This is a genomic window from Lactobacillus apis, assembly GCF_003150935.1.
GTDB lineage: Bacteria > Bacillota > Bacilli > Lactobacillales > Lactobacillaceae > Lactobacillus > Lactobacillus apis.
On record NZ_CP029476.1, the window covers coordinates 1,130,001 to 1,150,624 of the forward strand.

The window sequence follows — 20,624 nt, forward strand, 5'->3', positions numbered from 1 at the left end:
ATCAACAGTGTATGAGTCTGAACTGCGTTCATTTCTACTATGATAATGCTTTCGTGGTACTAACTCATCATTTTTAATTTCAACAAAATCAAAATGAATTCCCATTTTTTCTAGTCCAGCAATTCGGTTCATTTCTTCGGCGCGAATAAGAGTCACTGCATGACCCGAAAGTCCGTTTCTGCCTGTTCGACCAACACGGTGGACCACAAATTCTAAATCACGTGGTATCTCATAATTAACCACAAGACTTACGCCATCTATATCCAATCCACGTGCTGCTAAATCTGTCGCAACAACGTATTGGTATTGACCGTCATTTATTTCGCGAACAGTTCTTTTCCGCTCACGTTCAGTAATACCGCCGTGAATTTTAGCGACACGTAAACCCTGCTCCTGCAAAAATTTAGTCAATTCATCTACAGTTTGCTTGGTATTTGCAAAAACTAATGCTAAATAAGGCTGTCCCATGGTTAATAATTGGTACAGTATACGTTTGCGGTTTTTTCCACCAATATCAATCAAATCATTTTTGATTGTAGGTGAAATTACAGCAGGATTATCGATGACAATTTGCTCAGGTTGTGACATATATTTCCGCAAAGAGTTAGATAACTTCACTGGAATGGTTGCTGAAAAAGCAGCAAAAGTCACTGTCTTAGGTAACCTTTTAGCAATAAAATCAATATCCGTTAAAAATCCCATATCCAAAGTCATGTCTGCTTCATCAATGATAAAATTTTGCACGTGATCCAAAAATAAAATTTTCTTCTCAACAAAATCATGTAATCGACCTGGTGTGGCAATTATAACTTGCGGATTGCGGTTATTGATTTTTTTCATTTGACGCTCACGGTCACTACCACCAGCGAAATGAGCAATGGAAATATACAGACCAGCCGCATCCCTCAATTGACGGGCAACCTGATAAAGCTGTTCAGATAACTCTCGACTAGGAGCAGTCAAAATTGCTTGCGGATATTCAAGTTTTTCATCAATTTCATTTAAAATTGGTACCAAAAAGGCATGCGTTTTTCCTGAGCCAGTTACTGCTTGAACAACGACATTTTTGCGCTCCAATAAAACAGGAATAACTTCTTCCTGTACTTTGGTTGGCTGACTAAAGTGTATTTTCTTTAAGCCAGCACGCAACTCTGGTCTAATTTTTTCATTAGTAAAAATATTATTCATTTTTTTCGCGATATTCCTTAGTCACCTGAACTAGTTCAGCAAAAATTTGCTTAACTTCGTCCATGTCTTTAGCATTAGCTCCACTGGCTAAGGCGTGTCCGCCACCATCATGTTGGGCAGCAAGTTCGTTAATAATTGGACCTTTTGAACGATAATGCACTCTAAAAGTTCCATCTGGTTTTTCAACAAAAACATTCCAAGCAATAATGTCTTTAATTCTTCCAGGAGTTGATACAGTACATGATGCTTGATCAGAATCTACTCCTAGTTTTTCTAGTGCATCCCTTGTCAAAATCGCATATGCCGCGCCACTAGGATCAACCTTCATATATTCAAGCACTTCTGCTTGTAATTTAGCCTGTGCAAAAGTTACATCGCTAATATTACGAGCAATTTCGTTAATGTTAATGCCTGTTGCTGTCAATTTTGCAACAACATTGAAGGTATGTTCTGATGTTTCCGGATACATAAAGCGACCAGTATCACCAACAATACCTGCATAAAGTGGGTATGCAACTTCTGCAGTAACAGGCAGATTTTCTTCAAATAAAAAGTCCGCAACAATTTGGGAAGCAGCTGGTGCTTCGTCATCAACAAAGCTCAAATCCGCATATGGTTCAACATCTGGGTGATGATCGATTTTAATTAAAAAGTCACCCTTACTGTATAGCTTATTAGATATTCTCGCAGTATTACCTGTATCAGTTGTAATAACTAATGCACCTTTGTAATCTGCCTCAGTAACTTCGTCCATGGTGTTAATCCATGCCAAATCACCTTCATCGTTTTCACCTGCACATAAAATTCTTTTGTCTGGGAATTTAAGTCTTAATGACCGTGCAAGCCCTGCCTGAGAACCTAGAGCGTCAGGGTCTGGGCTAGTGTGACGGTGCAAAATAATTGTCGAATATTGTTCGATTTTTTTATATATTTTTGGGAAAGTGTTCATTTCTTCTCCTTCTTGATCTCTTAAGTACTTTAACTAGTTTAACAGAAATAACACCCTAACTTGAAAATAAATTCAAGTCAACGTTTTCAAATTCTGCTTCAGTAAAATCAGTCGCCGTAATGCCTAATAGTCGTATTCCATCGCTTAAGAAACTGTCTGCAAGTGGTTCAAAAAGTTCTTTGGCTGCTTCGTAAAATTCAATTGCCTGATTGGTGGCATGCTCTAATTTGCTTCTTCTAGTAATTGTTTCAAATTCAGTATTACGAATTTTTAAAACAACTGTCCTAGCAAAAAAATTTCCATAGCTAAGTTTTTCTGCCAACTCACTAGCGTAATTTCTGAGATTAGTCAGGGCTACTTGCTTATCGTAAACGCATGGTTCATAACTACGCTCAATTCCAATTGACTTGCGATTGTATTCATCGTCTGGGATAACTCGCGATAAATCAATTCCATTTGCATGTTCTGCCATCAAATAACCCATTCGATTAAATTCTTTAATCAAATCTCGAACATGCGTCTGCTGCAAACCTTTACCCGTGGTTATACCCATTTCAGCTAATTTTTCCTCTGTTTTTGGTCCAATACCATGAAAATGACCAATTTTTTGTGCAGCTAAAAATTCTTTTGCTTCACTAGGCAAAATTACTGTTCGTCCAAATGGCTTTGAATATTCTGAGCCCATTTTAGCTAGAAAACGATTGTAGGAAACTCCAAAAGAACAATTTAATTTTAATTCTCTCCGTATACGAGTCTGTAAATCAATGGCGAGTTGTACAGCTGATTTGATGCCCAATTTATTTTGAGTCACATCTAAATATGCTTCATCTAAAGCAATTGACTGAACACGGTCTGTCATTTCGTGCATCATTTTATGAACTTCAGCAGAAACAGAATAATATTTTTTATAATCCGGTTCCAAAAAAACCAATTTTTCGGCCGGAACCAAGCGAAATGCCTTAATCGAAGGCATAGCAGAATGAACGCCATAACTTCTTGCAACATAGTTAGCAGTTGAAACTACACCATGACCATTACTTTTACGTGGATCATGTCCGATTACAACTGCCTTATTTTTCAATTCAGGCTTATCGCGCATCTCAACTGATGCATAAAAAGCGTCCATATCAATGTGAATAATTTTACGAGAAGTATCGTTTTTAGGCAGTAGGCCGTCGCTATAATCAGTCATAAATCCAGCGTTCAGTTGGCGAATCAAAGATATCGTTTGCAGCTTTTGGTCCCATTCGATAAGGCAAGTATTGTTCTGGCTCTTGACCATTTTCGTTATCTTTTTGCCAAGCTTCTTCAATTACATCAATGAATTTCCAGTAATTTTTTAATTCACTCCAATGCGTGAAATTGGTTGAATCATTGACAAATACATCATGAAGCAAACGTTCATAACCATCAGGCACTTTACCTTGTTCTTCTTTAGTAAACTGATAAGCCAGATTTTCGCGTCGAATTCCAGGTGTATTAATTTTCTTACCGTTAATCGTAATATAAATTTGCATGTCAGGATCAATGATAATAGTTATATTATTTGAATGCGCTTGACCATATTGGTTAGACATGTGTTTCAGCACAATATCAATACGATTCTTTTTCTCGCGCATCTCTTTACCAGTTCTGAAGTAAATTGGCATTCCTGCTAACGGACCTTTACCAAACTTTATTTCACCTGCGACAAAAGTTTCCGTGTTGGAGTCTTGGGCAACATTAGGTTCTTGGCGATAACCAAAAGTTACATCACTTCCTAAATATTGTCCTCGTACAAAGTGTTTAGCAATTTCTGCTTCATTAGGAATAATTAAACTATCTAGCAATTCCTGTTTAGCTGCATGGATGCTTTTTGAGGATAAATCTTTTGGCTCTGGCATTGCTAGGAGAGTAATAATTTGAAAAATATGATTTTGTACCATATCACGCAATGCACCAGATGTTTCATAGTAGCCGCCGCGCGCTTCGACACCTAAATGTTCTGCCAATGTTACTTGAATATTTTTGATTGTAGAATTGTTCCAAACATTTTTAATCAAAGGATTGGTTAATCGTAGTGGCAAGATGTTCTGAATCATTTCCTTACCAAGGTAATGATCAATGCGGAAAATATCGTCTTCATCAAATGAAGCGGTGATTTGCTTATTTAATTCCTCTGCACTAGTCAAGTCGCGTCCAAAAGGTTTTTCAACCACAATTCGATTAAAACCTGTACTGGTCAAATGTTGATCATTGATATGTTGAGCAATTTGACCAAAAAAGCGTGGTGCCATTGCCATATAAAAAATGCGATTTCCTTGTGCACTATAGCGATCATCAAGTTCTTGAGCTAGATTTTTCAAAGTTTCATAATGCTCAACGTTTGTAACATCATGTGATTGATAGTAAAAATGACTTGCAAAAGTGGCTAGATCATTTTCGTTTACTTCACTATGGGTTTCATGAACAGCATCACTAACTTGTTCACGCAAATATTCATTAGACCATGGCCGACGAGCGGTACCAATTACAGCAAAGTTATCGTGAATTAAGCCTTGCTCATATAAATTGAACAAAGCGGGGTAGAGCTTTCGGTGGGCTAAGTCGCCACTACCACCAAAAATAATCATTACAACAGGAATATTTTTCATGAGAAGGTCCTTTCAAAGTATTATTGATCTTTACTTTTATTTTATATTACTTTTCAGTTAAACACAGCTTTTGATAATCATAAATAAAAAAAGTGCCTTACTGGGCACTTTTTATTATATCTATTCTTTAGGTGAAGATTCTTCATTTGACTTAGAAGGCTTGTCTTCTTCTGGCTTAGATGCTGGTTCTTCAACTTGTTTTTCAGAATCTGGCTTTTCAGCTTTTTCTTCAGTTGCTGGAGCTTCAGCAGATGCAGTTTTATCTGGCAAAATTTGTTGAACAGCCATGCGACTGAAAGTTAAATAAATACCATCTGCATCAATCACAACAGTTTTATCTTTAGTATCAACAGAATCAACTCTACCGTGCAAGCCATCAATCATGATAACGTTGTCGCCCTTTTTAAGTTCATTCATCATTTCCATTTTCTTTTGTTGTTGCTTCTTCTGTGGCTTAATCATTGTAAAGTACATTAAGGCTATCAAAACAATAAAGATAACAATTGTCCACATGCTACTCATGCCGTTATTAGCATTAGCTAAAAATAAAGTATTCACGTTTACACTCCTCAAATTAAAATTTCTAATTATCTAAAAATATATTATACAAAACATAAGCAACATTTGCACTATTCGTTCGGAACTGGCAATCCAAGCTGCAAATATGCTTTTTCAGTTACCATGCGCCCGCGCGGTGTCATCAATAAAAAACCGTGTTGTAATAAATATGGCTCATATAAAGACTCAATTGTTTCAACATCTTCACCAGTATTTGCGGCAATTGTTCGAACACCAACTGGTCCACCATGATAACTCTCAATTATCACTCGCAAAATCTTGCGGTCGGTCTGGTCAAGTCCTTCATCATCAACTTGTAGTTGCTTAAGTGAGTCTCTAGTCGTCTCATAGGATATAACTTTTTCACCCTTTACTTGCGCAAAATCACGAACACGTCTTAATAAACGGTTGGCTACTCGAGGAGTACCACGCGATCTTCTAGCAAGCTCATAAGCAGCTTGATCTCCTATTTTAATATTAAAAACTTCACTTGAACGTTGAATAATCTTTTGAAGTTCATCAACATCATAATATTGTAAATGTTCAACAATTCCAAAACGATCTCGCAAAGGGGCGGATAACTGTCCAGCCAAAGTTGTTGCACCAACTAAGGTAAAAGGTGGCAGTGGCACATGAACAGCGTGAGTTGTCTGCCCTTCTCCAATTACAATGTCGACATAAAAGTCTTCCATGGCAGAATAAAGTACTTCCTCAATTGGCTTGGGCAAGCGGTGAATTTCATCAATAAATAGAATATCTCCTGGATCAAGATCAGTTAATAGTGCAACTAAATCACCCGCCTTTTCAATTGCAGGACCACTGGTACTTTTTAAATTTACGCCAAGTTCATTTGCTATGACAAAAGCTAAAGTAGTTTTACCAAGGCCGGGAGGACCGTATAGCAAAACGTGATCCAGTGCCTCATCCCTCTTTTTTGCTGCTTCAATGTAAACAGACATTTCCTTCTTAACCCTTGTTTGGCCTAAATATTCTTTAAGGTTTTGCGGGCGCAATGAAAACTCTGTCTGCTCTTCATTTTTTCCTTGAACTTCTCTTGAAACAATTGAATCATCTTCATTCATTACCATTTTCACTTCCTTTTTGTTTAACTTATCACAGAAACTACTTCTTTAACAATAAAGCGAGTCCCTTTTTAATATATTGATCAGCCGATGTTTCCTTTTCAGCTGCCAAAGTAGGCGTGATTCGGTCAACTTCTTTCTTAGTGTAACCAAGTGCTAACAATGCTAGGAGTGCATCATTTAATTCAGGAGAAACTTCTTGATCAGCAAATTTGTCAATTTTCTGAACATAACCGCCAAGTTTTCCTTTTAAATCGAGGACAATTTGCGAAGCTGTCTTTTTGCCAACACCAGGGAACCGAGTAAGATATTTCACTTCTCCCTGTTCAATTGCTTCAGCAAGTGAGTTACTATCTTCAGCGGCCATTATTGCCAAGGCCGACTTTGGTCCTATCCCACTTACACTGAGTAGCTTCAAAAATAGTCCCTTATCATCTTCAGTTTGAAAGCCAAAAAGCGTTATTCCAGTGTCCCGAACGATTTGTTCAATAAAAACTCTCGCTTTCTGCCCCTCTTGATACGCAAATGGAGTGGGACTAAAAACTTTATAACCCACGCCACCAACGTCAATTACAATGTAGTCTGGTTTCACCACAGTGATTACACCAGAAAGATATTCATACATTAACTATTCACCTTTTTTAAACATTTTCCGCAAGTCATTTTCACGTAAGCGCACAACCACAACGTTTCCTTTTGCATCATGATAAGGATCACCTATTTGGCGCAAGGTCGTCAAAATGTTATTGCAATCGGCAGCTGATAATTTTTTGCGTCCAGGAACTGCTCTTTGAGCTTGATCAGCAGCTATTCGCTTAACTAAATTTGCATAATTATTTTGGTCAACATTTAAGTAGCTATCCAAAATCAATCTAATTGACTGTTCAAGATTACCTTCAATCCAGGTTGGATACGACCTTAAAATAAATGTATCTTGCCCAAATTCTTCCAGAAAAATGCCGATTTTTTCGATTTCCGACAATTTATCTTTTATTTGAATAAAGTCTAGACTACCAAACTCTAAAATCTGTGGTGTCAATAATCCTTGTTGATTGATTTGCTGTGCGGACATTTCTGCCCTAATTTTTTCAAAAGAAATCAATCGTCTAGCTGCAACTTGATCAACCAAATATAAGTCATCCCCACTAGTAGCAATTAAGTATACACTAGTTTGTCCAACCAATTTTAGTTCTGGCAGGCTATTTGCTAAAACTTCATCACCAGCTGAAATCACTTCTTCCGTCAGTTTTGACTTGGAAAAGGGTCTAAGTTGTACTTGCTTTGCAACATTTTCCTTCCAAGTTTTTGTAATGATATAGCGATCATCTTCACGTGGCTCATTCAAATCAACATATTGCTGATTGTGCTCCTGGTGAATTTCAGTAGCAGGAGCTTCATGAACTTCGTCACTCGTTATTTCAGGTCTTTTAGTTTCAACGACGTTCTTATTAAGATTAAACTTTAACTGATCAATTCTGGTTTCTTCAGTCGAAGAATTTAAATTTTCAATCGCATCAGCCTGAACATCGTCAGCCAATAAAGCACTGCTGATTGCATTGGTAATTAAGCGACTTAGTTCAGTTTCCTTTGAAAGCCGAACCTCACGTTTCGTCGGGTGCACATTAACATCAACAAGTAACGGATCAACTTTTATTTTAACCACCGCTATTGGATAGTGCTTGGCGCTCAAATTTGTTCCATAGCCATCCATAACTGCTGTAGCCAATTGAAAATTATTAATATAGCGACCATTAAGCAGGATTGAAATAAAATTGCGAGTTGATCTAGTCAGACCTGGTTTAGAAATTAGTCCTTCAATCTCAAAATCGTTATCAGTGCTCTGAAATGGCATCATTTTTTCAGCAATTGAACGGCCATAAACACTTGAAACAGTTTGCTTCAAGTTATCATTGCCAGCTGTTCTGAGCAATAAACGTCCTTCATTCATCAAAGTAATCGAAATCTCTGGATAGCCAAGAGCAATTCGATTAACAATATCAACGATTTTCATAATTTCTGTTCGCGGACTACGAAGGTATTTTAATCTAGCAGGTGTGTTAAAAAATAAATCTTTAACGGTTATTTGGGTTCCCTTAGTAGCCGCAGCATCTTCCTGACTTTTCTTTACGCCAGCAGAAAATTCCGCTTTAGTTCCAATGGTCCCCGTCGAATTAGTTAAAATTTCCACATGACTGACAGCAGCAATTGAGGCCAATGCTTCTCCCCGAAATCCAAGCGTTGCCACGTTGAATAAGTCATGTTCGTTATTAATTTTACTGGTCGCATGTCTGGTAAAGGCAAGGTCAATCTGATCACTTGGAATACCTGAGCCATTGTCTTGAACAACAATTTGCTTCAAGCCAGCATCAATAAAGTCAATTCGAATGCGAGAACTACCGGCATCAATTGCATTTTCAACTAATTCTTTAACTACACTTGCTGGTCGCTCAATTACCTCTCCAGCAGCTATTTGGTTGGATAAATTGACTGATAATTCGTGAATTTGACCCATGATTAGTCCTCATCCTTTAAGTCTTCTTGCCAGTTTTCAACTAGCTGCATTATTTGAAGTGGTGTTTGGTCAGCCAGATAGAGATTCGAAATTTCATCTAAAACGTCTTTTTCTTTATCTGTTAACTTGCTTTCAGAATCAGCCGTCTCAACTGGATTTTCGCCTTCATCACTAGTAGCACTTGAGAACAAGTCAAGTTGAGCCGAAGATGGCCCCAGATCATTACCTTGTGCTTCTAAGCGATTGAGCAATTTTGTTGCTTGACGAAGAACTTTTCGTGGCAATCCTGCTAATTGAGCAACGTGAATACCATAACTTTGATCTGCTGGACCTGGCAAAATCTTATGTAAAAAGATTAACTTACCATTTTCTTCAGTTGCGCCAACGTGAATATTCTTCAAACGAGGTAAGGTCTGTTCAAGTGCAGTTAATTCATGGAAGTGAGTTGCAAACAAAACCTTAGCACCAACTTCATCGTGTAAGTACTGCACAATTGCTCCAGCTAATGCCATACCATCATAAGTCGCAGTTCCACGGCCAATTTCATCAAATAAAACCAAACTTCTTTTGGTTGCGTTTTGCAAAGCTTCATTTGCTTCTGTCATCTCAACCATAAAAGTACTTTGACCCGAAATCAGGTCGTCTGCTGCACCAATTCTTGTGAAAATTTGGTCAAAAATCGGCAAATCTGCGCTATCTGCTGGAACAAATGAACCGACTTGGGCCATAACTGCAATTAAAGCCATTTGTCTCATGTACGTACTCTTACCAGACATATTTGGTCCGGTAATGAGATAAATATCTGTGTCATTTGCCAGCTTGATGTCATTTGGAATATAGCTTCCTGACTTCATAACCTTTTCAACAACGGGATGACGGCCAAGAACAACTTTCACATCCTGATTATCTGCATGGAAACTTGGACGACAGTAATTATTTTCTTCGGCCACTTGCGCAAACGAACAAAAGACGTCAAGCTCAGCCACCTGCGCACCTAATTTTTGTAAAGCAGAAATATCTTTTTTAACTTCTTCACGTAATTTGACGAATAATTGATATTCAAGTTCTGTCGACTTGGTTTGAGCTTCCAAAATCAAATTTTCGTGTTCTTTTAGTTCTGGTGTGATATATCTTTCAGCATTAGTTAAGGTCTGCTTGCGTGTATAACGATCTAGTGGCACCTTACTCTTATTTGAATTGGTGACTTGAATATAATAGCCAAAAACCTTATTATAACCAACTTTCAGATTATCAATTCCAGTTTTCTGACGCTCGGTCTGTTCCATCTCAGTTAGCCATTTTTTACCATTATTCATAGCATCTCGATAACGGTCTAGCTGACTATCAACACCATCACGAATCAAGCCACCCTCTGTGGTCAAAATTGGTGGTTGTTCGACAATGGTAGAACTAATTAATTCCGCAACTCCTTTTAACGGATCAATCTTTTGCGCAAAATCCTGCAACACGGGATTATCAGAATTTGCCAAAGAGGTCAAAATGTCTGGAACTGCTTGAAGTGAGTGTGCTAATTGCAGAATTTCACGGGCATTAACGTTGCCAAAGGCAATTCGTCCAGTTAATCTTTCCAAGTCATAAACGCCTTTTAGCGAATCAATAACATTTTCGCGCGTGAAATAACCATCAAGAAGAGCTTGGACCATTTCTTGTCTATCAGTCAGCTCATTAACAGATAAAAGTGGGCGTGCAAGCCACTGCTTTAAAAGACGGCCTCCCATTGCCGTATGAGTTTTATCGAGTACCCAAAAGAGTGAACCCATTTTTTTGCCCGTTTTAGCTGAAGCAGTCAATTCCAAATTGTCACGAACAGTATGTGTCATTTGCAAATATTGACTAACTTCATAACTTTGAGCAATTTGTAAGTGTGCTAAGCTGCGACGTTGTGTTTGCAACAAGTAACCCACTAATTGCTTAACTGCTTCTTTTTCAGCTTCATTAGTTAAATTCTGTTGTGCATATGAAACCTCAGCGTGATTACCAGTTAATTCAGCTGGTTCTGAAACTGTAATATTAGCTTTATGCAAAAATTCACTGTCATGGTCGCTTAAATGGCCATTATAAACAACTTCCCTAGTTCGCAATGATAGTAGTTCATTTAAAACGGCTACGAAGGTTTTTAAATGTGTAGTATAAATTTCACCAGTCGACAAGTCACTATAGGCCAAACCGAAGCTATTTTTAGTAGTAACAACGGAAGTTAAATAGTTGGATTCTTTTGCCTCACTTGGCTTGTCATTCATTAAAGTTCCTGGTGTAACTAGTTGAATAATACCTCGTTTGACCATTCCTTTGGCTTCTTTAGGATCTTCAAGCTGCTCACATAGCGCTACTTTATATCCTTTTTCTACCAAGGTATCCACGTAGGAATCAACGGCAACATGAGGAACACCCGCCATCGGAACCGGGTTCTCTGATTTATTTGATCGATTCGTTAAAGTTAATTCAAGTATCTGAGCACCCTTGACGGCATCGTCTTCAAACAGTTCATAAAAATCCCCGACGCGATAAAAAAGAAAAGCATCGGGATATTGCTTTTTAATTTCGTGATATTGCTCCATCATCGGAGTTAAATTTGCTTTAGCCATTTATTCCTCTTCTTCTTTTGCGTTACTGTTATCATTATACGCTAAACTGTCTGTCAAAAGAAAAAAAGACCGCAACAAACGATCTCTTTTTTTCAAATATTTGATTGTGTAAAACAATTTACTAATTTAGTTAATATATCTTAAGCAATGTGACCTTCAACACTTTGAAGATCTTTTTTACCGTCCATCTCAACGATAGCAGTAATTGCTGCAGTAATACCTCTTACATCATCAGCCAAACTTAGGCTTGGTGTATCTGGTCTTGCAACGACTTGCTCAGGTAAAAATGGAATATGCATGAAACCAGCTTTAAGGTCATGAAATTCCTTATCAATCATATACTGAACTTGATACATAATGTGGTTGCAGACAAAAGTACCCGCTGTTGTTGAAACCAATGCAGGAATTCCAGCTTCACGGATTGCTTTAACCATTGCCTTAACAGGCAATTGGGTAAAGTACGCATTCTGACCATCTTCATGAATTGGTGTCGCAATCGGTTGATAACCTTTGTTGTCAGCAATTCGACCATCATCAAAGTTAATCGCAACTCGTTCTGGAGTTAGCGCATAACGGCCGCCAGCTTGACCAATGTTTAAAACATAATCCGGTTGATGTTGTTCAATCGCATCATGCACAACATCGGCACAATCACCAAAAACCGTTGGTATTTCAACTTTAATAATTTTTGCACCAGCAATCTCATCGTCTAACCGTTTAACGGCTTCGATTGCAGGATTTATTTTATCATCACCAAATGGATCAAAACCTGTTACTAAAATTTTCATTTTCATTCTCTTTTCTAACTACTAAAAAGCTAAGAAGTACATCAAGATAATATGAACAAGCAACATAATTAATGCAATTGGATATTGCTGTTTGATTACACCTAGTGGATCTTTCATTTCCATTAATGCAACAGGCAAAGTGTTAAAGTTTGCTGCCATTGGTGTTAGCAAAGTTCCACAATAGCCTGCAGTCATACCTAAAGCAGCCACAACAACAGGGGAACCACCCTGTGCAATCACGAATGGAATACCGATACCAGCTGTAATTACGGCAAAAGCTGCAAAAGCATTACCCATAATTGCAGTAAACAATGCCATTGCTACACAGTATAGAATAACACCTAATAGATGGTTACCAACCGGAAATAGTCCAGAAATCGCTTTTGAAGTTGCTTGACCAACACCGGAGGCAGTGAAAACAACTCCCAATGTTGCTAACAATTGTGGCAGAATTCCGGCAGATCCAACCGAACGCACCATTCTCTGAGTATCTTCATACGCAACTTTAATATTTGATTTAGTTAAAATCATTGCAACAATTAAAGAAATAACTGCTGCAATTCCAATACCAACTTGACCGCCAAGTTTAGTAAATTGTGCAATTACTAATGCAATAATTGCTAGCAAAATACTTGGTAAAAAGATCCAGTTGCCAATTCGACTAACCGTTTCGGAAGCAACTTTTTCACTTAGCTCCTTAATATGACCAACACGCACTTGCTTAAATAGTGAAAGCAGAGCAATCACAAGTAGCAAACCACCACTGATTTCACTAGGTAACCATTGACCTAGAGCAAACAGTGCGGCAAAAATCAACCAGAATAAACCTGTGCCCCAACGAGCTGGATTTGTTTGGTCACGCCATGATTCAATCGCTGCAGCCAAAAAGAATAATCCAATAATAATGTAAAAAGCCAACAAGAAATTATTAATTATCGCTTCCATTTATTTTACCTTTGCTTTCTTTAGTTTTTGATCAAAGATGTGGTTATAACCTAAGCATAGAAGATAACAAATTATCGCAATTGGCAAAGTGTTTATAACAATAGAGTTTGTTTCAACTGGATGACCCAGCGATTTCATTGTACTGGCAATTAACAATACACTTGAAGAACCAATAAATAGGTTCTGCGCATAAAAGTTACCAAAGTTTTCACTTGCTGCAGCACGACCTTTAATTTGGTCAACTTCTAATTCTGTCAATTCACCATTTACCTTTCCAGCAGCTTGAGCCATTGGATTAATTAAAGGAGCAATGAATTGAACTTGTCCTTGAAGGGAAATACCAAAGAGTGCAGCAATCTCACGAATTGCAGTATAGATATCAAAAATTCTACCTGGTGTTAAGTTCTTAATCTTATTAATTAAGTTAACTGCTGCCTTTTTAAGACCGTGTCTCTCAATTATTCCGATTGTTGGCAAAGTTAAGAAAAAGATTGAAACCATTCGATTATCAATAAATCCTTTTCCTAAAATTCGTAAAAACGAAACAAAATCAATTCCTGATACTAAGGCTGATACCAAAGCAGAAATTACAACAACGGCGACTGTGTCTAGTCCTAGGGCAAAACCTACAACGATCACTAGAACGCCAAGTAAGCATAAATATTCCATTAGCTTTCCTTTCTTGTGAAAAAATATAATACAAGCAAACATATTAATATTATTATCATTTTTTGTCAAATTTCTCATAAACGATTTTTGAGAAAGTCAAGATGAAAAGCTAAAACTTAGCAATAAAAAAGAGTCGTTCAATTGAACGACTCTTTTGAATCAGCAAAATAATTATTACATCATACCAGGAGCGCCAGCACCAGCAGCGTTAGGATCAGCTGCAGGCTTATCTTCTGGAATTTCTGCAACAACTGCTTCAGTAGTTAATAATAAAGCAGCAATTGAGGCAGCGTTTTGTAATGCAGTACGAGTAACCTTAGTTGGATCGATAATACCAGATTCAACCATGTTTTCCCACTTGTCAGTAGCTGCATTGTAACCAACTTCAGGATCTTGACTTTCAAGTTTGTTCAAGATAACTGAACCATCTTCACCAGCGTTTTCAGCAATTTGGCGAACTGGAGCACTTAAAGCACGTAAAACAATGTTGATACCTGTTTGTTCATCTGCGTTGTCACCCTTAAGGCCCTTAACAGCATCTTCAACATCAACTAAAGCAGTACCACCACCTGCTACGTAACCTTCGTCAACAGCAGCACGAGTTGAGTTCAATGCATCTTCAATACGGTATCTACGTTCTTTCAATTCAGTTTCAGTTGCAGCACCGACATGAATAACAGCTACACCACCAGTTAGCTTAGCAAGACGTTCTTGTAACTTCTTCTTGTCAAAGTCTGAAGTAGTATCAGCAATTTGCTTTCTGATTGAATCTTCACGTTCTTTGATAGCATCTTCTGAACCAGCACCATCAACAATAGTAGTTGAGTCCTTAGTTACAGTGATACGACGTGCTTGACCTAATTGAGCAATTGTAGTGTCTTTTAATTCAAGACCAAGGTCTTCGGTAATTACTGTACCACCAGTAAGAGCAGCAATATCTTGTAATTGTTCCTTACGACGGTCACCAAAACCAGGAGCCTTAACGGCTACAACATTGAAAGTACCACGAATCTTGTTCAATACTAAAGTTGGAAGAGCTTCACCAGAAACGTCATCAGCAATAATCAATAATGATTTACCTTGTTGAACGATTTCTTGCAACAAAGGTAGGATATCTTGAATGTTAGAAATCTTCTTGTCAGTGATCAAAACGTAAGGATTGTCTAAGTCAGCTTCCATTTTGTCGTTGTCAGTTACCATATATTGTGATAAGTAACCACGGTCAAATTGCATACCTTCAACAACAGATAATTCAGTTTCGATACCACGTGAATCTTCAATGGTAATAACACCGTCATTACCAACTTTTTCCATTGCGTCAGCAATTAAATCACCAACTTCTTTTGAAGCTGAAGAAACTGAAGCAACTTGAGCGATTTGATCTTTTGAAGAAACTGTGTGGCTGATCTTGTGTAATTCATCAACAACTGCGTTAGTTGCTTTTTCAATACCACGACGAACACCTACAGGGTTAGCACCGGCAGTAACGTTCTTCATTCCTTCACGAATAATTGCTTGAGTTAAAACAACTGCAGTAGTAGTACCATCACCGGCAATATCGTTAGTCTTTTGTGCTGCTTCAGCTACTAACTTAGCACCCATGTTTTCGTAGTGATCTTTTAATTCAATTGACTTAGCAATTGTTACTCCATCGTTAGTAATCTCTGGGTTACCGTATGATTGTTCCAAAACAACATTTCTACCCTTAGGACCGATAGTTGCTTTAACAGTATCAGCTAATTTATCAACACCCTTTAATAGGGAACGTCTTGCTTTTTCTGAAAATTTAATGTCTTTTGCCATAATATCCGCTCCTTAGATTACTTAACAATTGCTAAAATATCTTTTTCATGAAGGACTAAGAATTTTTCGCCTTCGTATTCAACATTAGTGCCAGAATACTTGTCGTAAAGAACAACGTCGCCCTTATTGACAGACATTGGAATCTTGTCGCCGTTGTCAGCATAACTGCCTTCACCAACTGCAACAACTTCACCTTCTGTTGGCTTTTCTTTTGCATTTGAAGCAAGGACGATTCCGCCTACAGTTTTTTCTTCTTCTTCTTTAACTTTTACGATCACGCGATCACCAATTGGTTGTAACACGTTTGTCCCTCCTATTGTTTAATTTCTTTTTTAATTACTTGCCGGTTAGCACTCCTATTACCCAAGTGCTAACTTACAAATATGATAATAACCCCTTTTCCAAAAAAAAGCAAGAAAAATTAGCACTTTTTTCATCAAAGTGCTAATTCACTTAAAACGTTGATATTATTAGGTTTATTACTAGCTATTCTTACCCTTATCCGAGTCAAGGAAGTAAATCAATGTCTGTAATTCAGTTGCTAAGTCCACATTCTGAATTCTTACACCAGTTGGAGCAGATAAGCGAATAGGGGTAAAGTTCATGATGCCCTTAATGCCTGCTTCGACCATATCATCCGCAGTTCTTTGGGCAGAATCAGATGGGACCGTCAAAATGGCAATAGTAATTTGCTGATCACTTAATTGTTTCTTCAACTCGCTCATTTCGTAAACTGGCACACCGCTTAAAATTTTACCAGTAATCTTAGGGTCAATATCAAAGGCACAGGAAATACGGATATTGTTACTCCGCTTAAAATTATAGTTAAGAAGCGCATGTCCCAAATTACCAACACCGACTAAGGCAACATTAGTTAGAGTATCCTGATTAAGAATCTTTTTGAAAAAAGTAAGCAGACTCTTTACATCATATCCATAGCCACGCTTACCCAAAGCACCAAAATATGAAAAGTCACGTCTAATTGAAGCACTATCTACTTGAACAGCTTCTGACAATTCAGTCGACGAAACTTTTTCCTTACCTGCCTCATTTAAAATAATTAAATAGCGATAATATAACGGTAATCTTTTCGCAGTCGCAGTCGGTATTTTGATTTTTTCCATTCTAAAAGCCTCCAACTTATTTTGCCTAAGAGTTATTTGTGAATTAGCTCATCAATTAGTATTATTTTACCTATAAATTGATAGCATTTGCAAATGTTTTTTTCACAATCTTGAATTAATAAAAAAGGGGCTAATTTCAGTTTTTCCAAAAAAATTTTGACTTAGTGAAAACTTATTTGTACATCCCTTAACAAATTGATAATTACCAAATCTTCACTAACTTTGTTTTTTCCTCCCTTCAATAATCCGTCCACTATCGCACTGCAGTGTATGCTAAAATAGTTTTTAGGTGAAAAATTATGATAATTGCACAAGGACACAACTTAGAGAAACAATTTGGCGCTACTACACTATTTAAGAACGTCAATTTTTCAATTGATTCAAATGCACGAATTGGTCTAGTGGGACCAAATGGGGTTGGTAAGACTACCCTATTAAAAATTATGACCGGTGAAGAAGAAGCTACACATGGCGAATTCACGATTAATAAAGACATCGACGTTGGTTATATTGCACAGGAAAATGGTTTAAACGAAGAAAACAACATTTGGGATGAAATGTTAACTGTTTTTGCTACGCTAATTCAAATGAGCCAGAATATTCAAACTCTGCAGGAAAAAATTGCCGCTCATCCTGAGGATAAGCAGCTGCTAAAACAGTATGACCAACTTCAATTTAACTTTGAGCAACAAGGTGGTTACACTTATCAATCTGATATTAAGAGTATTCTAAATGGTTTTAATTTTCCTGAATCAACATGGACAAAAACAATTGGTAGTCTTTCTGGTGGTGAAAAAACTAGATTGGCTTTCGTTAAACTGTTGTTACGTAAGCCACCACTACTTTTGCTCGATGAGCCTACCAACTATCTTGATTTAGATACTTTGGACTGGTTAGAAACCTATCTAAAGAGCTATTCTGGTGCTATCTTGGTTGTTTCCCACGACCAGTACTTTTTAGATCATTTGGCTAACCAAATTTTTGAATTGCAATTCGGTAAGCTAACTGTTTTTAAGGGAAACTACTCTAACTATGTTGCTGAGCGTGAGTTACGCAACATGCAGCAAGAAGAGGCTTACGAGCGGCAACAAGAAAAAATTAAAAAGGATGAGGAATTCATTCAAAAGAATATTGCCAGAGCTAAAACCACTAAGCGTGCCCAAAGTCGACGTAAGCAACTAGAAAAAATGGAACGGATCACTCCACCTAAACATAAAAACAAGGTTCAAATTAACTTTAGAAGTGAACGCCCTTCCGGAAAAGAAGTATTAATTTTACGTGACTTAACCATTGGTTATCCAACCAAAACCATGGTCGAAGATATTTCCTTGCAAGTTAACAAGGGCGATCGTGTTGCAGTAATTGGCCCTAACGGAATTGGTAAATCTACCCTACTTAAAACTGTCATGAAGGAATTAAAGCCAAAGGGTGGTTCGATCAAGTATGGTGCCTCTCTTGACATCGGTTATTATGATCAAGAATTACAACTGCTTGATCCGACCAAAACAGTGCTTGATACAATTTGGGATCGCCATAAAACGATGCCCGAGCGGGATGTACGTTCAATTCTAGCAAGTTTTCTTTTTACGGCTAAAGACATTGATAAGACAGTCGGGCAACTATCAGGTGGACAGAAAGCCAGGCTGACTCTGACAGTCTTATCCCTTGAGCATAACAACTTTTTGCTAATGGATGAGCCTACTAACCACTTAGACTTAGAAGCTAAAGAAGTACTTGAACAAGCCTTACAAAAGTTTGATGGCACTTTACTGTTCGTTTCACACGACCGCTACTTTATCAATCAACTATCAAACAAAATTGTTGAAGTTAAAGACCAGCATGCCAAAGTTTATGAGGGTGATTACACATATTACCTTAACGAAAAAGCTAAAACGACAGATACTGCGGTTGAAGCTCCTGTTAAGCAAAATGAAACAGAAATGGAAAATCCTTCTGATGAATCAGCCAACAAGCTTTCTTATCAAGAACAAAAGCAGCGCGATTCACAAAAACGGAAGTTGCAACGTGAAGTAGAAGCTGCTGAAGCAAAAATCGACCAACTTGAAAAACAGCAAGAAGAAATTCAAACTGAAATGGCTGATCCTGAAATTGCTACTAATTTTGATAAGCTTGGACCACTTCAAGAAAAATTAACAGACATTCAAACCGAATTAGACAAGGCAAATGATGACTGGGAAACAGCTCTCACTGCATTAGATGATTTTGAATAAACTAAAAGACATTGCATAAACCTGCAATGTCTTTTTTTACCGTTCTGGTAACGTAATTCGACCTTTAATACACTCAACAGCTTGTCCACCAATTAGAATTTGACCTTGATTATCTAAGTCAACTTCAATTAACCCGGAGCGCCCACATTTTTGGCCTTGGCTAGCAAGATAGTGAGATTTTGCTAATAGGTGCTCTTCTTTAACCAAAACTGCCACTGCACCATTCCCACTCCCACAAACAGGATCTTCATGGACACCTTGTCTGGGGGCAAATGACCGAACTTCAACTTCCGTTTCTCCATCAGTCAAGGCAAAAACAGTTACACCTGAAGTGCCTTTTGGCAATAATGATGCTAATTGGCTGTCGTCTGGATTTAGACTAAGAACAGTTTCAACCGTATCAAGATATAAAGTGTACCAAACTGCTCCAACGTCAACTACCTTAGCTAGCTTAATTGAATCAATATTTGGAAGCCCTAGAGCCTGAGCAATTGCTTCTAATAAATCTGATGAAATTGGTTTTACTTCAGGTTCAGGTAAGGCAAAGAATAATTTGTCTTGCTTCATAAAAACCGGTACCAATCCTTTAGTACATTCTTGCACTAAGTATTCAGAATGCTTAGGCTTTAGTCCATTATTCAATGCCACTTTTGCTGAGCCAATCGTTGGGTGACCTGCAAAGGATAGTTCTTCTTTAGGGGTAAAAATACGTAAACGATAATCAGCAGCAGGATTCGTTGGCGAACATAAAAATGTGGTTTCCGAAAGGTTGGTCCAATTCGCTATTTTTTGCATTTCATCATCGCTAAACTTGTCACCATCAATAATTACCGCGACCGGATTACCCTGATAAGGTATTTGGGTAAAAACATCTGCCTGGCTAAAAGCCACATAATTGTGTTGCATAAATATATCCTCCACTAGTTTTATAAATAACTAGTTTAACATTTCAACTTTAAATGCTGAATAGCTAATTAAGTTCTCAAGCATCTTGTCTTTTAGACCCACTTTTCATAAAATGAAGGTTACCTAATACCATTAATTAAAAAGCGAGGTTATGAAATGGAGAAATTACGCATTGCTCTTTAATTTGTAAATAAATTAAGGAGGACAAACAAAATGAATTTTTTAACCGATAAGAATATTAATCTAAAACAGCTAATTAACTTGTATCAAAGTGTAGGCTGGACTTCATATACAGAAAAACCTGAACTACTTCAGCAAGCTGTCCATAATTCGCTTTATGTGCTTGGCGCATTCGATCATGATCAACTAATCGGCTTAATTCGTGTCGTTGGTGATGGCTTGATTATTATTTATATTCAAGACTTACTGGTTTTACCTGCGTATCAAAACCAGGGAATTGGCTCAACATTGATTAATAAAGTACGTAAAGAATTTCGTCACGTGCGCCAACAAGTGCTTTTGACAATGGAAGAACCTGAAACACGTGCCTTTTATGAAAAAAATGACTTTTCATCTTGTGATCAAGGTGAATTAGTTGCTTTTTATCACGAATATTAACCATAACAAAAA

Annotated in this window: 18 protein-coding genes (1 of these 18 only partly in view); 2 read left to right on the forward strand and 16 right to left on the reverse strand. The window is 37.5% G+C overall.

Annotation, left to right across the window (positions count from 1 at the left end; all coding sequences use genetic code 11):
- The 15 genes from DKL56_RS05450 to DKL56_RS05520 form a co-directional block, all read right to left on the reverse strand.
- A protein-coding gene (locus DKL56_RS05450) for a DEAD/DEAH box helicase (RefSeq protein WP_109715694.1) crosses the window boundary here: on the reverse strand, positions 1–1,188 show its 5' portion. The gene continues 171 nt to the left of window position 1, outside the view; the window shows 1,188 of its 1,359 coding nt (coding positions 1–1,188); its start codon is at positions 1,186–1,188; the stop codon falls past the left edge of the window.
- Entirely contained in the window at positions 1,181–2,137 is a 957-nt protein-coding gene (locus tag DKL56_RS05455) for a DHH family phosphoesterase (protein ID WP_109715695.1), read from the reverse strand. Before DKL56_RS05455 ends, DKL56_RS05450 begins: the two co-directional genes overlap by 8 nt.
- 55 nt (positions 2,138–2,192) lie before the next feature.
- Positions 2,193–3,329 carry a DNA polymerase IV gene (gene dinB / locus DKL56_RS05460; RefSeq protein WP_109715696.1) on the reverse strand — a complete coding sequence of 379 codons (1,137 nt, stop codon included), beginning with the start codon at positions 3,327–3,329 and terminating at the stop codon, positions 2,193–2,195.
- Complete coding sequence (zwf, locus tag DKL56_RS05465) at positions 3,322–4,770, reverse strand: glucose-6-phosphate dehydrogenase (protein ID WP_109715697.1); 1,449 nt, start codon at positions 4,768–4,770, stop codon at positions 3,322–3,324. Before zwf ends, dinB begins: the two co-directional genes overlap by 8 nt.
- 120 nt (positions 4,771–4,890) lie before the next feature.
- Positions 4,891–5,328, reverse strand: coding sequence for a preprotein translocase subunit YajC (gene yajC / locus DKL56_RS05470; protein WP_109715698.1), 438 nt, complete (start codon positions 5,326–5,328; stop codon positions 4,891–4,893).
- A 71-nt stretch (positions 5,329–5,399) separates the two neighbouring features.
- Entirely contained in the window at positions 5,400–6,416 is a 1,017-nt protein-coding gene (gene ruvB, locus DKL56_RS05475) for a Holliday junction branch migration DNA helicase RuvB (RefSeq protein WP_109715699.1), read from the reverse strand.
- 34 nt (positions 6,417–6,450) lie between these two features.
- Entirely contained in the window at positions 6,451–7,035 is a 585-nt protein-coding gene (ruvA, locus tag DKL56_RS05480) for a Holliday junction branch migration protein RuvA (RefSeq protein ID WP_109715700.1), read from the reverse strand.
- A gap of 3 nt (positions 7,036–7,038) precedes the next feature.
- The gene (mutL, locus tag DKL56_RS05485; RefSeq protein ID WP_109715701.1) at positions 7,039–8,922 is read right to left on the reverse strand and encodes a DNA mismatch repair endonuclease MutL; all 1,884 of its coding nucleotides are present in this window, start codon (positions 8,920–8,922) and stop codon (positions 7,039–7,041) included.
- Between the two features lie 2 nt (positions 8,923–8,924).
- Positions 8,925–11,504, reverse strand: a complete 2,580-nt coding sequence (mutS, locus tag DKL56_RS05490) for a DNA mismatch repair protein MutS (protein ID WP_109716046.1) — start codon at positions 11,502–11,504, stop codon at positions 8,925–8,927.
- A 164-nt stretch (positions 11,505–11,668) separates the two neighbouring features.
- The gene (gene pcp, locus DKL56_RS05495; RefSeq protein WP_109715702.1) at positions 11,669–12,316 is read right to left on the reverse strand and encodes a pyroglutamyl-peptidase I; all 648 of its coding nucleotides are present in this window, start codon (positions 12,314–12,316) and stop codon (positions 11,669–11,671) included.
- Between the two features lie 21 nt (positions 12,317–12,337).
- Positions 12,338–13,261 (reverse strand): DUF979 domain-containing protein, encoded by a 924-nt coding sequence (locus DKL56_RS05500; protein WP_109715703.1) that lies wholly within the window; start codon positions 13,259–13,261, stop codon positions 12,338–12,340.
- Positions 13,262–13,930, reverse strand: coding sequence for a DUF969 domain-containing protein (locus DKL56_RS05505; protein WP_074426265.1), 669 nt, complete (start codon positions 13,928–13,930; stop codon positions 13,262–13,264). It lies immediately after the preceding gene.
- 174 nt (positions 13,931–14,104) lie between these two features.
- On the reverse strand, positions 14,105–15,733 hold the full coding sequence (gene groL / locus DKL56_RS05510; RefSeq protein WP_109715704.1) for a chaperonin GroEL: 1,629 nt from the start codon (positions 15,731–15,733) through the stop codon (positions 14,105–14,107).
- 17 nt (positions 15,734–15,750) lie between these two features.
- Positions 15,751–16,035: a co-chaperone GroES gene (gene groES / locus DKL56_RS05515; protein WP_046307385.1), complete on the reverse strand. Its 285-nt coding sequence runs from the start codon at positions 16,033–16,035 to the stop codon at positions 15,751–15,753.
- Between the two features lie 180 nt (positions 16,036–16,215).
- Positions 16,216–16,857, reverse strand: coding sequence for a redox-sensing transcriptional repressor Rex (locus tag DKL56_RS05520; protein ID WP_109715705.1), 642 nt, complete (start codon positions 16,855–16,857; stop codon positions 16,216–16,218).
- Between the two features lie 299 nt (positions 16,858–17,156).
- On the opposite strand from DKL56_RS05520, the gene DKL56_RS05525 reads away from it, so the two are divergent.
- Positions 17,157–19,088 (forward strand): ABC-F family ATP-binding cassette domain-containing protein, encoded by a 1,932-nt coding sequence (locus tag DKL56_RS05525; protein WP_109715706.1) that lies wholly within the window; start codon positions 17,157–17,159, stop codon positions 19,086–19,088.
- Positions 19,089–19,124: 36 nt separating this feature from the next.
- Here the strand turns inward: DKL56_RS05525 and DKL56_RS05530 are convergent, their stop codons facing one another.
- Positions 19,125–19,994 carry a PhzF family phenazine biosynthesis protein gene (locus DKL56_RS05530; RefSeq protein ID WP_109715707.1) on the reverse strand — a complete coding sequence of 290 codons (870 nt, stop codon included), beginning with the start codon at positions 19,992–19,994 and terminating at the stop codon, positions 19,125–19,127.
- Positions 19,995–20,207: 213 nt separating this feature from the next.
- Here DKL56_RS05530 and DKL56_RS05535 point away from each other — a divergent pair, with 213 nt between their 5' ends.
- The gene (locus DKL56_RS05535; RefSeq protein WP_109715708.1) at positions 20,208–20,612 is read left to right on the forward strand and encodes a GNAT family N-acetyltransferase; all 405 of its coding nucleotides are present in this window, start codon (positions 20,208–20,210) and stop codon (positions 20,610–20,612) included.
- The last annotated feature ends 12 nt before the right edge of the window (positions 20,613–20,624 follow it).

Excerpts from the sequence above, each read along its gene's own strand:
- zwf (WP_109715697.1), bottom strand. The coding sequence starts at position 4,770 with ATGAAAAATATTCCTGTTGTAATGATTATTTTTGGTGGTAGTGGCGAC.
- dinB (WP_109715696.1), bottom strand. The coding sequence starts at position 3,329 with ATGACTGATTATAGCGACGGCCTACTGCCTAAAAACGATACTTCTCGT.
- DKL56_RS05455 (WP_109715695.1), bottom strand. The coding sequence starts at position 2,137 with ATGAACACTTTCCCAAAAATATATAAAAAAATCGAACAATATTCGACA.
- ruvB (WP_109715699.1), bottom strand. The coding sequence starts at position 6,416 with ATGGTAATGAATGAAGATGATTCAATTGTTTCAAGAGAAGTTCAAGGA.
- groL (WP_109715704.1), bottom strand. The coding sequence starts at position 15,733 with ATGGCAAAAGACATTAAATTTTCAGAAAAAGCAAGACGTTCCCTATTA.
- pcp (WP_109715702.1), bottom strand. The coding sequence starts at position 12,316 with ATGAAAATTTTAGTAACAGGTTTTGATCCATTTGGTGATGATAAAATA.
- DKL56_RS05520 (WP_109715705.1), bottom strand. The coding sequence starts at position 16,857 with ATGGAAAAAATCAAAATACCGACTGCGACTGCGAAAAGATTACCGTTA.
- DKL56_RS05530 (WP_109715707.1), bottom strand. The coding sequence starts at position 19,994 with ATGCAACACAATTATGTGGCTTTTAGCCAGGCAGATGTTTTTACCCAA.
- DKL56_RS05535 (WP_109715708.1), top strand. The coding sequence starts at position 20,208 with ATGAATTTTTTAACCGATAAGAATATTAATCTAAAACAGCTAATTAAC.
- ruvA (WP_109715700.1), bottom strand. The coding sequence starts at position 7,035 with ATGTATGAATATCTTTCTGGTGTAATCACTGTGGTGAAACCAGACTAC.
- DKL56_RS05525 (WP_109715706.1), top strand. The coding sequence starts at position 17,157 with ATGATAATTGCACAAGGACACAACTTAGAGAAACAATTTGGCGCTACT.
- mutL (WP_109715701.1), bottom strand. The coding sequence starts at position 8,922 with ATGGGTCAAATTCACGAATTATCAGTCAATTTATCCAACCAAATAGCT.
- DKL56_RS05505 (WP_074426265.1), bottom strand. The coding sequence starts at position 13,930 with ATGGAATATTTATGCTTACTTGGCGTTCTAGTGATCGTTGTAGGTTTT.
- DKL56_RS05500 (WP_109715703.1), bottom strand. The coding sequence starts at position 13,261 with ATGGAAGCGATAATTAATAATTTCTTGTTGGCTTTTTACATTATTATT.
- mutS (WP_109716046.1), bottom strand. The coding sequence starts at position 11,504 with ATGATGGAGCAATATCACGAAATTAAAAAGCAATATCCCGATGCTTTT.